9 protein-coding genes are annotated in these 17495 nt (G+C 45.1%); all 9 read left to right on the top strand.

Going from position 1 to position 17495, the window contains the following annotated elements; all coding sequences use genetic code 11:
- Positions 1-60 precede the first annotated feature (60 nt).
- The 9 genes from ACQ86K_RS17935 (at position 61) to fucP (ending at position 17407) form a co-directional block, all read left to right on the top strand.
- Complete coding sequence (locus tag ACQ86K_RS17935) at positions 61-3159, top strand: SusC/RagA family TonB-linked outer membrane protein (protein ID WP_091162928.1); 3099 nt, start codon at positions 61-63, stop codon at positions 3157-3159.
- 28 nt (positions 3160-3187) lie between these two features.
- On the top strand, positions 3188-4894 hold the full coding sequence (locus ACQ86K_RS17930) for a RagB/SusD family nutrient uptake outer membrane protein (RefSeq protein WP_091162929.1): 1707 nt from the start codon (positions 3188-3190) through the stop codon (positions 4892-4894).
- A gap of 41 nt (positions 4895-4935) precedes the next feature.
- Positions 4936-8028 (top strand): SusC/RagA family TonB-linked outer membrane protein, encoded by a 3093-nt coding sequence (locus tag ACQ86K_RS17925; protein ID WP_091162930.1) that lies wholly within the window; start codon positions 4936-4938, stop codon positions 8026-8028.
- 83 nt (positions 8029-8111) lie between these two features.
- Positions 8112-9284, top strand: coding sequence for a prolipoprotein diacylglyceryl transferase (locus ACQ86K_RS17920; RefSeq protein ID WP_091162746.1), 1173 nt, complete (start codon positions 8112-8114; stop codon positions 9282-9284).
- Between the two features lie 10 nt (positions 9285-9294).
- Positions 9295-10233: a hypothetical protein gene (locus ACQ86K_RS17915; protein ID WP_431198472.1), complete on the top strand. Its 939-nt coding sequence runs from the start codon at positions 9295-9297 to the stop codon at positions 10231-10233.
- Positions 10230-10493: a hypothetical protein gene (locus ACQ86K_RS17910; protein WP_431198471.1), complete on the top strand. Its 264-nt coding sequence runs from the start codon at positions 10230-10232 to the stop codon at positions 10491-10493. Before ACQ86K_RS17915 ends, ACQ86K_RS17910 begins: the two co-directional genes overlap by 4 nt.
- 47 nt (positions 10494-10540) lie before the next feature.
- Positions 10541-12817: a GH92 family glycosyl hydrolase gene (locus tag ACQ86K_RS17905; protein ID WP_091162748.1), complete on the top strand. Its 2277-nt coding sequence runs from the start codon at positions 10541-10543 to the stop codon at positions 12815-12817.
- A 310-nt stretch (positions 12818-13127) separates the two neighbouring features.
- Positions 13128-16094, top strand: a complete 2967-nt coding sequence (locus ACQ86K_RS17900) for a discoidin domain-containing protein (RefSeq protein WP_091162749.1) — start codon at positions 13128-13130, stop codon at positions 16092-16094.
- A gap of 68 nt (positions 16095-16162) precedes the next feature.
- Positions 16163-17407, top strand: coding sequence for an L-fucose:H+ symporter permease (fucP, locus tag ACQ86K_RS17895; RefSeq protein WP_091162750.1), 1245 nt, complete (start codon positions 16163-16165; stop codon positions 17405-17407).
- Positions 17408-17495: the final 88 nt, after the last annotated feature.

The following is a 17495-nucleotide window of genomic DNA, read 5'->3' as shown; positions in this document are numbered from 1 at the left end:
ATATTGCTTTTGCTAAAACGATATTTAAACCTTTTGCCAACAATTTTAAACCTGAAAAATATGGCTTATTGCTACATAAATAAATGTTTAACAGGTATCACGCTGTTGATGCTGCTACTGGTTAAAACCAGCTATGCAGCCATGCAGCAGGATACAGCTTCCGTGGCGCCTGCACGGCCCGGTCAGGTAAGCGGTATTGTACTTGATGAGTATGGTAACCCACTACAGGGTGTTAAAGTAATTAATAAAGGAAAAAATAGTACCCTAACTACCGGTAAAGACGGCATGTTTGCCATCAACGCCATAAAGGGAGATGCGCTGGTATTTACCGCCGCGAATTATAACGCCCGGCAAGTTACTGTTAAAAACACTGCTAAATTAACGGTGAGGCTCATAGATAGCTATATTCAGGCACCTAAAACCATCAATGTGCTTTATGATACCATCAGCACATCAAAAAATGTGGGTGCCATATCAACTATCTATACCAATCAGCTTACCAGCACTCCTGCAACTTTATATACCTATGCTTTACCCGGGCAACTCCCCGGTTTGTATACCCAGCAGTATAGCGGTTTCGCCGCACCTCAAACCGGCGTGCAGACTGTAAATGATTTTATCGGGGCGGTAGTGCAGCACAATAATTATTCGGCCAATGACAATACCGAGTTCGGCCTTTCATTAAGAGGACAGGGGCCGATAACGATTATCGATGGTGTTCAGCGTGAGATAGCGTCGCTTGATCCGGAAAGTATCGAATCGGTTTCGGTATTAAAGGACGCGCTTTCAAATATGATGCTGGGCATCAACAGTTCGCGCGGTACTTTACTTATTACTACTAAACGCGGTCAGGTGGGTACGCCGCATATTTCATTCACTGCACAAACGGGCACCCAGCAGCCTTTAGGCTTGCCAAACCCGCTGCCTGCTTATCAATATGCGTATTTATATAACGAAGCGTTACAAAACGATGGTAAGCCGGCCCTTTACAGCAGTGCCGATTTTAACGCCTACCGCAACCACACCGACCCTTTAAGACATCCGGATGTTAACTGGTTTAAAACCATATTACGCGATAATTCGCCGATGACCAGCTACAAGCTTAATGTTAACGGCGGTACCCAGGTAGCGCGGTACAGCGTGTCATTAAACTACCTTGACCAGGCCGGGATGTTCCGCACCGCATCAGCTGTACCCTACAACACCAATAATGATCTTAACCGCTATATCATTAACTCCGATCTCGCGGTTAACGTAACCAAAAAATTTACTGTCGATCTTCAGTTATTTGGCCGTATCCAGCAAAGCACGCAGCCAGGGGCAGGGTATGGAAACATATTGGGCGCTCTTTACAGCACGCCAAACAATGCATATCCGCTTTATAATCCAAATAACACATTTGGCGGTACAACAACATATACCAACAACCTGCTTTCGCAAACCGAGTTTTCAGGCTATCAGCGCACCAGCAGCAATGATGTACTGGCCAACCTCGATCTGAATTATAACCTCAGCAGCATAACACCAGGCTTATCGGCAAAGGCAAAAGGCAACCTTGCTTTTTCATCGCAAAGTTTTTTAAATCGCTCATTGCAAAATAATGCCTATTCTTTTAACGCCGACAGTTCTTATTCGGCAGTGGGCTCATCAGTTGCGCAAAACAATTCGTTCAGTACGGTTTCAAGCGCCCGCTACTCGTTTGCCCAGGCATCAGTTAATTACGACAGGACTTTTGGTAAAAGCAATATAACCGGTATGGCACTGTATGATGTACGCTCGGTTGTATTAAACTATGACCTTTCGCAGGTAACAACAAACCGTGCATTAAAAGCAGGTTATAATTATGACGGTAAATACTTTATTGAAGCGGCCGCCAACAGCAGCGGTTATAACCGTTATCCTCCGGGCAATCAATATGGCTTGTTTTACGCCGGCGGTATTGGCTGGCAAATGGGTAAAGAAGATTTTATTAAAGATAATTTCAGCTGGATAAACTCATGGAAATGGCGCGCCACCTATGGTAAAACCGGAAACAACAACGTAGATAATTACGGTTACTATAATTTTTTGCAAACCTACGGCCCTTCGCAGGGCTATTCATACAGCACAGGTACCAGCAAAAGCCCGGTACAGGGTTATTTTGAAAACACATTGGCCAACCCATACATCCGTTGGGAAAAAGCCCGCAAGCTGGATATAGGGGCCGATATCTCCCTGTTTAATAATCATTTCAATATTACTGCCGATTATTACCACGACAGGTATTACGATCTGTTGCAGGTTAGAGGAAACAGTATTGCTTTGTTGGGTACCTCATATCCTTATGAAAATTTAGGTATTAATCTTTACAAAGGCGCTGAACTTACTTTAACTTATCAAAATCACATCCAAAATTTCAATTACTTCATTTCGGGTAATGCCTCTATCCAATCGTCTAAAATTATTTTTAGCGACGAAGAGCCATATCCTTACCCATGGCTCAGGCACACCGGTCGCTCAACCAACGCTATTTATGGTTACACGGCTATCGGTTATTTCAAGGATGCCCAGGATGCTGCCACCAGTGCAACAACTACCGGTTACACCGCGCAGGCAGGAGATGTAAAATACAAAGACCTTAACGGCGATCATATTATCAACCAGTTTGATGTTTCGGCTATAGGCGGTAACCGGCCGCTGGTTTATTATGGCTTTTCGGCGGGTTTCAATTACAAAGGTTTTAGCCTGAGTTTCCTGTTACAGGGCGTAGCGAACCGTGAGCTGATGTTCAATAACTCGCAGGTGAACGGCTTTGCAGGTGTGGGTTTCCTCGGGCTTACTTACAGCGGGCAGGCGTACAACACCATTTTAGGCCGGTGGACACCCGAAACCGCTGCTACGGCTACTGCGCCAAGGTTATCAATAGGTAACGCCAATAATACCGCCAACTCAACCTTGTACCTGCGCAAGGGCAATTATGTGAGGCTTAAAAATGCCGAAGTAGGTTACAATCTGCCTTATGAGTGGGCGCATAAGCTCAGGCTATCGGGTTTGAGAATATTTGTGAACGGCGAAAACCTGTATACACTGTATGGCTACAAAGATTTTGATCCGGAGGTATACGGTACTGCTTACCCAATTCAAAGGGTAATAAATGCCGGCGTTAACATTAAGCTTTGATTTTGGCCATCATAAAAATATTACGATCATGAAGAGTTTCAACAAAATAATTTTAGCGGCCGCCGGCATCTTAACCATAATGGCCGGCTGTAAAAAATATGAGCAGTTCCCGGTTGATAAGGTTACTATCAATTACGTGTTTGATAAAAAAGATTCCTTAGGCACCAATGCCCAAATGTTCCTGTATGGGATTTATGCAGCGCTCCAAAACGGGCACAACAGGGTAGGGAACGACTACCTTGACGCGGCCAGTGATGATGCCATGTCATCGGCTTCGGTATCATCAAATGTAGTAACCATACTTTCAACAGCATCTTATAATTCATATACTATCCCCGCCGGCGAAAACCTTTGGGCTTATTATTACGCAGGCATCCGCAAGGCAAATGAGTTTGTGAATAATATTGATGTAGTGCCGGTGCTGGCCCAATATCATGGTTATTCCATGAAATATGTATGGAAAAGCGAGGCCCGTTTTTTAAGGGCGCTATATTATTTTGAGCTGGTTAAACGTTACGGTGGCGTTCCCTTATTGGGCAACAAGGTGTTTACTATAACAGATAATGTAGCCTTGCCCCGTAATTCCTTTGCCGATTGTATCAAATACATTGTAAGCGAATGCGATGCCATTAAGGACACCCTGATGAGCGCGCCGCTGAGCAACCCTAATGCTGATTATCACCGCCCTACCAAAGGTGCCGCCATGGCTTTAAAGGCCAAAGTACTGCTATATGCGGCAAGCCCGTTATTTAACGGACAGAATATTGATGCCTCAAATCCGCTAACCGGTTATACCGATTTCAGCTCCGACAGGTGGGCACAGGCTGCTGCTGCTGAGAAAGCGGTAATGGACCTGAATGTTTATTCGTTATTGCCCAGCTTTAAAGATGTATTTCTGACTCAAAACAGCTCTGAAAATATATTTATCCGGCAAACAGATAATTCATCCTCGATTGAAACCACTAACGGTCCCGTTGGATTTACCGGGGCAGTAGGCAAGGGGCAAACCAGTCCTACACAACAATTGGTTGATGCCTTCCCCATGAAAAGCGGTTTGGCTATTACTGATCCGGCATCAGGTTATAACCCGGACAACCCTTACCAGAACCGCGACCCGCGCTTAACATATACCGTGCTCTATAACGGTGCAAGATGGCTTAACTCAGATCTGCAATTGTACGAAGGAGGGGCCAGCAAACCCAACGGCTCATTACAACAAACCAAAACAGGCTATTACATGCGCAAGTTCATGGGCAATTTTGAAAACACCAATGCCTACGCCGCTCATGTCATAGACTGGCAGATCCTGCGCTATGCTGATGTTGTTTTAGGCTATGCCGAAGCACTCAATGAATCGGCCGGAGCAACTCCCGAGGTTTATAATGCTGTTATCAGCATCAGGAAAAGGGCAGGGATAGATGCGGGCACCGGCAATTACGGGCTTAAAGCCGGTATGAGCAAAGCGGAGATGCGCGCCATCATCCAAAATGAGCGGCGCCTGGAAATGGCTTTTGAAGAGAACCGCTACTGGGATATCCGCCGCTGGAAAATTGCTGAAACGGTTATGAACCAGCCGCAAAAGGGGATCAGCATTGTGAAGATAGGCTCCAGCCTTACCTATAACGTGGTGAATGCGCTCACTACCAAATTCGAAGCGCCTAAGATGTACCTGTACCCAATACCTTATGACGAGGTTTTGAAGAACCCGAATATGAAACAAAATCCAGGATGGTAATCTCAAAACTTCAGCCAGTTAAACCAAAAAAATTAAGCTTTATGAGAAAAATAATACTTCTCTTCCAGATATTAATGATCTTGCTCCCGGCGGTGTCATTTGCGCAAAGCAGGACCGTAACAGGTACTGTACGCGATATTACCGGGGTATTGCCAGGGGTATCGATAATTGAAAAAGGTGTTCCGAATAATGGTGCTATTACAGATCAGGGTGGTAAGTTCAGGCTTGTTCTTAAAGGGCAGTCAAATACCATCATTGTGCGTTTTATTGGTTATATCCCGCGTGAGCTCCGTGTATCGGAATCGGGCAGGATGGATATTATCCTGCAAACCAATACCAACGGTTTGGATGAAGTAGCCGTAGTAGCTTACGGAACCAAAAAAAGGATCACTAATACCGGTGCTGTAAGTTCCATTTCGGCCAGTGAGATCCGTACCGTGCCAACGGCCAACGTGCAAAATGCTTTAACCGGTAAATTGCCGGGCTTTTTTTCGCAGCAGGGTTCGGGCCAGCCGGGTAAGGATGCTTCCGATTTTTATATCCGCGGGGTAAGCTCGCTAAACCCGTCGGGTAACCAGCCACTGATTATTGTAGATGACATCGAGTATAGCTATGACCAGCTGCAGCAGATCAATGTTAATGAGATAGAGAGCATCTCGATTCTGAAAGACGCGTCAACTACAGCTATCTACGGTATCAAAGGCGCTAACGGCGTATTGGTGGTGACCACCCGCCGCGGCAAGGCCGGCACCCCTAAAGTGAACCTTCGTGTGGAAAGCGGCATCCAGCAGCCTACTAAAACGCCGCAGTTTTTAGATTCATATAATACAGCGGTATTGATTAATGAGGCCCAGCATAATGACGGCATCCCGCTTAGCTTTACCCAGCAGGACCTTGACCTCTTTAAAAATGGATCCGATCCATACGGTCACCCCAATGTTGATTGGTATAATAAAATTTTTAAGAAGTACACCTATCAAACCAATGCCAACCTGGATATTTCGGGTGGTACAACCGGGGTAAAATATTTCATCTCGGGTGGCGCGCTAAACCAGAATGGCCTGGTACGTGATTTTGCCGATCCGCAAAGTTTGGTGAATACCAATTACTATTTTAAACGCTATAACTTTCGCTCAAACCTCGATCTGAAAGCCAATAAAACGCTTGATCTGCGACTGGACATTACCACCCGTTTTTCGGATCTGAACCAGCCTTATAACCAGAACGCCGTAAGCGAGGTATATAATTTTACCAAGGAAACGCCTTTTACGGCGCCATATCTTAATCCTAACGGAAGTTATTCATACGCCTATTCATCATTTAATCCCGATCACCTGCCAACGCTTAACGCCAGGCTGGCAACAGGAGGCTATCAACACTCCCGCCGTACCGATTTTAATGTACTTTTTGGTGCTACGCAAAGGCTTGATGCTTTAACCAATGGCCTTTCGGTAACGGGCAGGGTTGCTTATTCGAGCATTGCACAATTTACCAAGCAAATTTTTAACGGTGGTATCCCTGCCTATCATTACGATCCGGCTACTAATCAATATTCCTTAAGGCCGGGTGCTACTTATGTGTATCAAACTTATGCTTTAACGGGCAGCACCGATATCAATACCAATAATTACAACCTGCAGCTTTATGCCAACTACGACAGGACATTCCGTGGTTCGCACCATTTTTCGGGATTGTTGTTGTTCAATCAAACTTCGCAAACGTATTTCACCTATCCGCTACTTGATGGCGCGCAGGTTGGTGTGCCGCAAAAGTTCCGCGGTATATCGGGCAAGGTGGGATATGACTTTAAACAGAAATTTCTGTTCGACTTTAACGTAGCCTATAACGGCACCGACCGCTTTGCCGCTAATCATCGCTTTGGGATTTTTCCGGCTGTGAGCTTTGGTTATAACATCGCCAAAGAGTCGTTCTTTGAAAAGGCTCTCCCTATGTTTAGTCTTTTGAAAATAAGGGGCAGTTATGGTTTGGTTGGTTCGGATGCAGCGCCGGGTAACCGTTATGTATATAACCAGGTCTACAATCAGGGCGGTGGTTACAATTTTGGCGAAACAGCTCAAAACTACAATACTATATATGAAGGCTCATTGGGCAATCCGAACGTAGTTTGGGAACGTGCCAAAAAGATCGACATAGGCCTGGATGCCAACTTGTTTAATGATAAAATATCCATCACAGCCGATTATTTCCACGATATCCGTTACAATCAGCTAATTACACCGGGGAGTATACCGGAGATTTTGGGTGTTGGTTTGCCTGCCGTAAACATCGGTAAAACCCGTAACCAGGGCCTTGACGGGCAGATCAGCTATCATAGCACGCTTGGCAAAGTACAATACAACGTTGGTTTCGTGTTCTCGTACGCTAAAAACAAGATCCTATATGAAGATGAGGCTACGCCGGCATATCCATGGCTGGCGCAAACCGGTCATTCAATCGGGCAGCAATATGGTTATCACTTTTTGGGATACTATACTGCTGCCGATATTGCCGCCATCAATTCGGGAAGCAAATCGGTACCCGTACCTGATAACGGTATCCCACTACAGCCCGGCGATCTGAAATACCAGGACTTGAACGGTGACGGCATTATTAACGTTTTTGACAAAAGGCCGATAGGCAATCCAAACCTGCCAAATACCATACTGGGTCTTTCATTGCAGGCTGTTTACAAAGGTTTTAGTGTAAGTGTGCTTTTGCAGGGATCGTTTAACTACAGTTTCGCGGTGATTGGTACAGGTATCGAACCATTTCAAAGCCAGTTTCAGCCCATTCACCAGGAACGCTGGACGCCCGAAAACCCGGTTAATGCCGCCTTCCCAAGGTTAACTACCAATCCAACTTCCGTAAACAGCCCTACGGCTTATTTTTCTGATTACTGGTTATTAAATGCACATTACGTGCGGTTAAAAACCGTTGATATAGGTTACCAATTGCCAACCAACCTGTTACCATTTAAGATTAATAACGCCCGCATTTATATGAGCGCATATAACCTGCTCACGTTTGATAACTACAAAAAATATCAGCAGGACCCCGAAATTGCTACCAATACCGCGGGCGATGCGTACATTAACCAGCGGGTGATTAACCTGGGCATCCAGGCCGGTTTTTAAAAACCAATAGATAAACCAAAAGGAGCTGGCGGTGCGGTGCCGGCTTCCTTTTTTGATTTGGCAGATAAACTTTAAATTAGGATATGTTTCCGACCATCGGCGATCTGATATATTATCTCTTCCATATCCGGATTGGATTTCCTATCCAAACGCTTGGTTTTTTTATTGCACTCGCCTTTCTATTTGCCTACATAGTGTTTACTTCAGAATTTAAACGGTATGAAGCCATTGGAAAGATCAGTGCATTTAAGCGGAAGGTAATCATCGGAAAACCCGCTTCGGCAGCTGAAATGATCATTAATTTTTTGCCCGGTTTTTTATTTGGCTTTAAACTTTTTGGAGCCGTTTTTAACTACCAGGTTTTTGCTGCAAACCCGCGGGCATATATCCTTTCATTGCAGGGGAATTTAACAGCCGGCGTACTTATTGGAGGTGCATTTGCCTTCTGGATTTACCGCGATCGAAAGAAATTTGCATTGCCTAAACCGCAAACAACCGAATATACTGTACACCCTTATCAATTAATGGGGCTGATTGTTTTCAGTGTTGGATTTTTCGGTTTCATTGGCGCCAAGCTTTTTGATATCGTTGAGCATTTTGGCAGGTTGAGATATGATCCGCTGGGTACTATATTTTCGGCCAACGGATTTGCTTATTACGGCGGCCTGATCTTTGGCGCATTGACTTATTTGTATATCGGCCACCGGCGTAACATTAAACTGGTGCACCTTGCCGATATCGGTTCACCGGGCATGATGCTGGCGTACGGCATTGGCCGTATTGGTTGCCAACTGGCGGGTGACGGTGACTGGGGTAAGGTTAACCCACATCTAAAACCCGGTTTTTTAAGCTGGCTGCCCGATTGGATGTGGGCGTTCAATTATCCGCATAATGCTATCAATGCCGGTACACTGCTGCCCGGTTGCCTGGGTAACTATTGCAATCAACTGGCTAACCCGGTATACCCCACGCCGTTTTATGAGGCTGCACTTTGCATTGGTATGTTTTTGCTGATGTGGGTTTTTCGTAAACGGATAGTTACACCCGGTTTTATGTTTTTCCTGTACCTTGTGCTCAACGGTACCGAGCGTTTTTTGATAGAGCAGATCCGGATAAACCCGGTTTATCATTTTTTAGGTTTGCCATTTACCCAGGCCGGCTTCATTGGCTTTTTAATGCTGATGGGTGGATTAACAGGCTTTATTGCGCTGTTTGTTAAACGCAAAAGCCATCATCATAAACATTTACCAGTATAAATATTATTTAATGAAGAAAATTACCCTTGTTTGTTTAGCTTGTTTGGGCCTGGTTTTAACCAATAGGGCCTTTGCGCAAAAAGCTGATACCGTTAATCTTACCGATATTAAATTTAAGGTAGAGGCCGCGCCGGAATGGTCGGCCCTGTTAAAGCGTGATTCGGGCTGGTTTGGGGGCGATGGTATTTATACCATTCCTTTGAGTGGGAAGGAGACCGGCCAGGCAAAACATAGCGATAAAGTGCTTTTTGTTTTCAGCGACAGCATGATAGGCGCGGTGCGTGATAACACAACGGCGCCGGGAGCCATCATGATCCACAATGCGGTAGCTGAACTAAAAGGCAACGAGCCTTTGGATAAACAAATGAAATTTTATTGGGATAAAAATGCTAAAGGAAAACCGGAGTCTATTTTTATCCCCCATACACCTAAAACAGGAGCTACAGATTACTACTGGCTTGGCGATGGCTTTGTAAACCAGGCATTGAATAACAATATCTACATTTTTGGGTACAGGGTGCATAACGTAAGCAACGAAGCATTTGGTTTCAGGGAAGTTGGCAATACACTCATCAAAATCCCCGCAAACAGTAAGCCGCCGTATAAAGACCTGAAGCAAATGGATACGCCGTTTTACCTGGTAGATCAGAAAGGGGAAAGCGGCTCTTTTGGTGCCGGCATTTACGTAAATACCCAAGAAGCCGGTGCGCCAAAGCCCGATGGTTATATTTATGTTTATGGGGTACGTGGCATGGCCAAGCACCTGATGGTTGCCCGTGTACTGCCCGGGGATTTTGAAGATTATAGTAAGTGGACTTTCTATAATGGCAAAGCCTGGGTTGCCGATATGGAACAGGTTGCCAATGTAACAAGCAGCGTATCAAATGAGTTAAGTTTTAGTCCGCTGCCTGATGGGCGTTACGCGCTGATATTCCAGGTAGGGGGATGACCACATCGGTGGGGATGCGCATAGGTGCGAGCCCGGTAGGTCCGTTTGGCCCGATCATTAAATTATGGGATTGCAAGCCTGACCTTATCGCCAAAACGTTTGTGGTTTATAATGCCAAGGCGCATCCAAGCTTATCAAAGCCCGGTGAACTGCTGATCAGCTACAATATTAACTCCGTTGATTTTTTAAACGATCTGAAAAAATACCCTAACCTGTACAGGCCAAGATTTATCAGGGTAAAATTTAATGAACACGAATAGGCTCGAATTGAAGGAGCACGAATGGAATTAGTGTTTAATATAACCCAATGAAAATACGTTCGCTTATTTGCGCAGTTGCGCTTATGTATGCCGGAAACCTGTTTGCGCAGAAGGCTAACCTTGTTAAGTATGTGAATACCCGGCAGGGCACCAATACCAAATACGAGTTCTCGTACGGTAACACCTATCCGGCTACTTCGCTGCCTTTCGGCATGAACACCTGGACGGCGCAAACCGGCAAAAACGGCGATGGATGGAAATATCAGTACTTTGAGCATACTATCCGCGGTTTTCAGCAATCGCACCAGTGCAGTTCGTGGGTTAACGATTATGCGGTGTTTTCGCTCATGCCGGTTGCCGGTAAACTGGTTGTTAATGAAGACGGACGGGCGGCATCATTTAGCCACGATAACGAGATCGCTCAACCCAGCTATTACAAGGTAAAACTTGATAATAATATTACAACCGAAATGTCGCCGACCGAACGGGGAGCACACCTGAGGTTTTCGTTCCCGAAAGGTAAAGCCTCTTATCTTGTTTTAGATGGCTACACTAAAATGAGCGGGGTAAAAATTATCCCGGCCGAGCGGAAGATAACAGGCTACGTAAACAATTGCCGCTGGGCCCCTAAAGATTTCCGGAACTACTTTGTCATTATTTTTGATAAGCCCTTTACCGATTACGGCACCTGGGAAAATAAAAAGAATACCCTTTCGGAAAAGAACGGATCGGCAGAGGGCGAAGGTATTGGGGCCTATATCAAATTTAAAGATGGAGAAACGGTACAAGCCAAAGTAGCTTCGTCCTATATCAGCCCGGAGCAGGCCGAACTTACTTTGACAACTGAACTGGGTAAATACAAATCATTTGATGATACCCGTAAAGCTGCTGATAAAGTATGGAACCAGTTGCTTGGCCGTATGGCCATTGAGGGGGCTACGGAAGATCAGAAGGCGACTTTCTACTCGTGCATGTATCACGCCAATCTATTCTCACACCAGTTTTTTGAATATAATAAAGATGGGAAGCCATACTATTATAGCCCTTACGATGGCAAGGTACATGACGGTTATATGTATACCGATAATGGTTTTTGGGACACTTTCCGTGCTCAATTCCCGCTGAATACGGTGTTGCACCCCAAAATGGAAGGCCGGCTTGTAAATGCGCTGCTTGATGCACAACAACAATGCGGCTGGTTGCCGGCCTGGTCGTTCCCGGGTGAAACAGGAGGGATGCTGGGGAACCATGCCATATCCCTGTTAACCGATGCCTGGGTAAAAGGGATCCGCACCTTCGACCCCAAAAAAGCCCTGGAGGCTTACTATCATGAAGCTACCAATAAAGGTCCGTGGGGGAGTGCCAATGGCCGCCCGGGCTGGAAGGAATATTATGCCAATGGTTATGTGCCTTTTACGCCGCAAACCCTTGGTTCAACCGCCTGGACGCTGGAGTTTGCATACGATGATTTTTGCGGATATCAACTGGCGAAACTCACCGGTAATAAATTTTATGAAGATGTTTTTGCCCGGCAGATGTACAATTATAAAAACCTGTTTGATACCAAAACCCGTTTCATGCGCGCGAAAGATGGGCAAGGTAATTGGGTTGAACCTTTTGACCCTATGGATTGGGGTGGCCCCTATACCGAAGGTAATGCCTGGCACTGGACCTGGTCTGTTTTTCAGGATACGCAGGGTTTGATCAACCTGATGGGCGGAGAGAAGAACTTTACTGCTAAGATTGATTCGGTATTTACTGAGCCTGGAACCATCAAGGTAGGAGGGTACGGCCAGGTGATCCACGAAATGACGGAAATGGCTGCCTTTAAAATGGGGCAGTATGCGCAGGGCAACGAGCCTATTCATCACTTGCTTTACATGTACAACTATGCCGGCCAGCCATGGAAGGCGCAGCAGCATTTGCGCAGTGTGATGGATAAGATGTATAACGCCGGCGAAAATGGTTACCCTGGTGATGAGGATGAAGGACAGATGTCATCTTGGTTTGTGTTGAGCGCCGCTGGCTTTTACAGTGTTTGCCCCGGTACCGATCAGTATGTGATTGGTAGTCCGCTATTTAAAAAGATGACCATCGCTTTGGAAAATGGGAAAAAGTTCGTGATAGAAGCTAACAATAACAACAAGGAGAACGTGTATATCCAGTCGGCGACGCTTAATGGCAAGCCTTATACCCATAACTGGATCACCCAGGCCGATATTATGAACGGCGGTGTACTGCATTTTGAAATGGGCGACAAACCGGCTATAAACCGGGGTGTCGCTTCTGAAGATAGGCCGTTTTCGCTATCAAAAGCTCAATAACAAAATTAAGAAGAATATGGAAAACGTCATTGCGAGTGTTTAAATCCGGAGGCCTCTGAAGGTGAAATGACATTTACACTACCCGTCATCCCGAATTTATTTCGGGATCCCACGCGCTGAGCGGCTATGCAAGCGGCCTTGCATGTGGGGTGCTGAAACAAGTTCAGCATGACTGTATTTTTTATTATGTCATGGTAGGAACGAAGCAATCCCCGATTAGCAGGTCCGCTTTGTACAGTTTGGGATTGCTTCGTTCCTCACAATGACGGTTTACTATAAGAATTATAAGAATATCCGCTAAAACGATTTTATGATCAATATTTACAAAATAAAAAAGTCAATTCTATTACTTACTTCGGTGATGCTGCTGCTCAACCCGGCATCAGCACAGGAAATCTTTTACCTCAACAACGCCAATAAACAAATCACATGGAAAGTAAAAGCCCAGGCCGACCTGGGAGCCGATAGTCTTGACATCTACAAAAGCGGTTACGCCGCTACTGATTGGGTAAAGGCTATCGTACCCGGTACTGTATTTTCATCATACGTAGCAGCCGGTTTGGAAAAGGATCCCAATTTTGGCGATAATATTTATAAGGTTGATAAAAAGAAGTACGACCGCAATTTCTGGTACCGTACTGAGTTTAATACTCCCGCCAATTTCACCAAACAAAAAATCTGGCTTAATTTCAAAGGTATTAACCGCAAAGCCGAGATCTACCTGAATGGGAAGAAGATAGGTAGCTTAGATGGTTTTATGCAGCGGGGCATGTATGACGTAACCAAACTCGTAAATAAAACAGGGGCAAATACGCTGGCTGTTTTGGTTTACTGTCCGCTGAACCCATTGGTAAATTATGCCAGCCCAACATATATACCCAGCGCCAGTTGGGATTGGATGCCTTATGTACCGGGCCTCAATAGCGGCATTACTGATGATGTTTACCTGAGCAACACAGGTAGCCTTACCATTAATGATCCCTGGATTCGTACAGATGTGCCTACTACCGCCCGGGCTGAAGTATCGGTTTCGGTTGAGGTGAAAAACAGCACGGATACTTTTCAAACAGGGACCTTGACCGGTGTTATTAATCCTGGAAATATCCGGTTTACCCAAAAAATATTTGTGGGTGCTAACAGCAATGCCGAGGTAAAAATCGACCCAAAACATTTTTCGCAGCTGGTGATCAACGGCCCAAAACTGTGGTGGCCCAATGGCTATGGCGATGCCAACCTGTACACCTGTAACTTAAGCCTGAAATTGGGCGATGAAGTATCTGACAGCAAACAGATCCGGTTCGGCATCAAAAAATACAGCTATGATACCGTAGGCCATGTATTGCATTTATATGTAAATGGCACCAAAGTATTTTTAAAGGGCGGCAATTGGGGGATGACCGAGTATATGCTGCGTTGCCGGGGAGACGAGTATGATACCAAAGTGCGTCTGCATAAGGAAATGAATTTTAACATCATCCGCAACTGGATAGGCTCAACCACGGATGAAGAATTTTATGATGCCTGCGATAAATACGGCATCATGATCTGGGATGATTTCTGGCTTAACTCTATCCCCAACCTGCCTAATGATGTAAATACTTTCAATGCCAATGCCATCGAAAAAATAAAACGGTTCAGGAACCATCCATCCATTGCCATTTGGTGCGGTGATAATGAGGGCGAGCCTTTACCTCCGCTAAATAACTGGCTTCGTGAGGACATTAGCGCTTACGATGGTAACGACAGGTATTATCAATCTAACTCGCATGCAGGGAATTTAACAGGCAGCGGTCCGTGGACTAACTTTGATCCGCGCTGGTATTTCAGCCGTTTTCCTAATGGCTTTGGCGGTAACCAGGGTTGGGGTCTTCGCAGCGAGATAGGTACGGCGGTGTTTACTAATTTCGACAGCTTTAAGAAATTTATGCCGAAGGATAAATGGTGGCCCCGCAATGAGATGTGGAACCTGCATTTCTTTGGTCCGTCCGCAGGTAATGCAGGCCCCGACAGGTACGACGATGGAATTAAAAACCGTTACGGAGCCGCTTCGGGTATCGAAGATTATTGCCGTAAAGCACAGCTGCTGAACATCGAAACCAATAAAGCCATGTACGAGGGCTGGGAAGATAATATATGGGAAGATGCTTCGGGCATTATGACCTGGATGAGCCAGTCGGCCTATCCTTCATTGGTGTGGCAAACCTATGATTACTACTATGACCTCACCGGTGCCTACTGGGGGGCTAAAAAAGCCTGCGAACCGGTGCATATTCAATGGAACCCGGTAAATAATGCTATTAAAGTGATCAACACTACTCGCACTGCCGAAAACAGCCTCATTGCTTATGCCGATGTTTATAACAGCGATGGACAGATCGTAAAAGAATACAGCCAGTCAAAAACTATCGATGCGCCATCGAATACAGCGCTGAATTGCTTTACCATGGCTTTTGCTGATAACCGCGAAAATTTGGCACTAAACAAACCTGCTTTTGCATCATCAACCACCATGGGTAAGGCCGGTTCTGTAACGGATGGTAATCCAGGAAGCAGGTGGGCCAGTAATTCAAATGATGTCGAATGGATCTATGTCGATTTGGGTAAAGAGCAAGAAGTAAACGGCGTGAAATTAAACTGGGAGGAGGCATATGGTAAAGCTTTCAAGATCCAGGTATCTGACGATGCCAAAAGCTGGAAAGATGTTTATGAAAGCGGCGATGGGCATGTCGGTGTTCAACAGGTTACCTTTGATGAAGTGAAAGGCCGATACGTGCGTATGTATGGATTACAACGCGGATCGGGTTGGGGCTACTCTCTTTGGGATTTTGAGGTGTACGGCGGCGTGCCGAAAAGCAGCAGTCTTACGGATGTTCATTTCATCAAACTAAGATTGATTGATAAAAACGGAAAACTGGTATCAGATAATTTTTACTGGCGGGGTAATAAACGTACAGATTTTACCGCCATTAACCAACTGCCAAAGGTTAACCTGAAAGTATCATCAACCATAAAGCAAATTAACGGCAAGTATTATGTGGATGCAAAGATCAGCAACCCATCCTCATCAAAGGCGGCTGCATTTGCTATTCGCGTACAGGCAACAAAAGCCGGCACGGGCGAACAGATACTGCCCGCAATAATGAATGATAACTATTTTTCGCTGATGAAGGGCGAATCAAAAGATATTTGGATTGAATTTGATGCAGCGTTGCTGGGCAAGGACAAGCTGAAGCTATTGGTACAGCCTTATAACGATCCGGTAATAACGGAAAAGTAATAATAAGCCTTTGGTACCTTGAAGTTTTAAACTAATTTACCGGTCCAATTAACAAACAAACCTGCATAATGGATACCAAACCCAAATTCACCGAACGCAAGTTCCTTGTCGTACTCATTTTTGTAACCTCATTATTTATGCTCTGGGGCATAGCCATGACCCTCGGCGATACATTAAACAAGCATTTTCAAAATGTTTTGCATGTTTCAAAGTCGCGTTCGGCTTATGTACAGTTATCATTATTTGGCGCTTACGCGGTGATGGGCATCCCGGCAGGTATGTTCATGAAAAAATTTGGTTATAAAAACGGTGTGCTTTTAGGCCTCGGGCTTTATGCTGCAGGTGCATTCCTGTTTGTTCCGGCGGCTGATGCTAAATCGTTTGACTTCTTCCGGATAGCCTTGTTTATCCTGGCTTGCGGCCTGGCTACGCTCGAAACTGTTGCTCATCCATTTGTTGCCTCTCTCGGCGATCAGCGTACCAGCGACCAGCGCATTAACTTTTCGCAGGCCTTTAACGGTGTCGGCGGCGTTATTGGTCCGCTGTTGGGCGGCTATTTCGTTTTAAAAGGAGGGCAGGAGCATTCTAACGACCTGATATCTGTCAAACACCTATATATTGTGATAGGAACGGTGATAGCATTGGTTGGTGTAGCATTTTCATTTTTAAAAGTGCCCCCTTTACAAGATCCACATGTGGTAGCTACGGATTCATACGCTGTTGCTGCCGAAGGACATATTGAGGAAAGTCTATTCAAGAAAAAGCATTTTGTATTTGCTGCCATAGCTCAGTTGTTTAACGTGGCTGCCCAGGGAGGTACATGGGCGTTTTTCATTAACTACGGACACGAAATTATGCACTTGACTGATGAACACGCAGGCTATTATTTTTCATTAAGTATGGTGATGATGATGGCCGGCCGTTTTATTGGCACCTTCCTGATGCGTTACATAGCGCCAAACAAACTGCTGGCGGTATTTGCCCTGGGCAATATCCTGATGTGTGTTATTGTAGCACAGGGATTTGGCGTGGTGTCATTTGTTGCATTGCTGTTCATCAACTTTTTCTTCAGTATTATGTTCCCAACTATATTTAGCCTGGGGTTGAAAAATTTAGGTTCACAAACGCAAAACGCGTCCTCATTTATAGTAATGGGAGTTGTAGGCGGGGGATTGTTTCCGCCGGTTATGGGCCTGATTGCTAATCACAATGTTGCGACAGCTTATTACCTGCCTATCATTTGTTATATGGTGATATTTTTATTCGGGATCAGTTATCCTAAACTGAATAAAAAAGGAATATCAGCAAATTAGCTTAATCGATTTATTTTTATATTTTGGCCAATAATCGCTTAATAAATCATGGTTATTAAGCGATTATATTTTATATTTGATTTTAGCC

This window comes from Mucilaginibacter sp. P19 (assembly GCF_050632265.1).
Classification (GTDB): domain Bacteria; phylum Bacteroidota; class Bacteroidia; order Sphingobacteriales; family Sphingobacteriaceae; genus Mucilaginibacter; species Mucilaginibacter gossypii.
The sequence above is the reverse complement of the archived record's forward strand: the minus strand, read 5'-3'. Positions and strand labels throughout refer to the sequence as shown.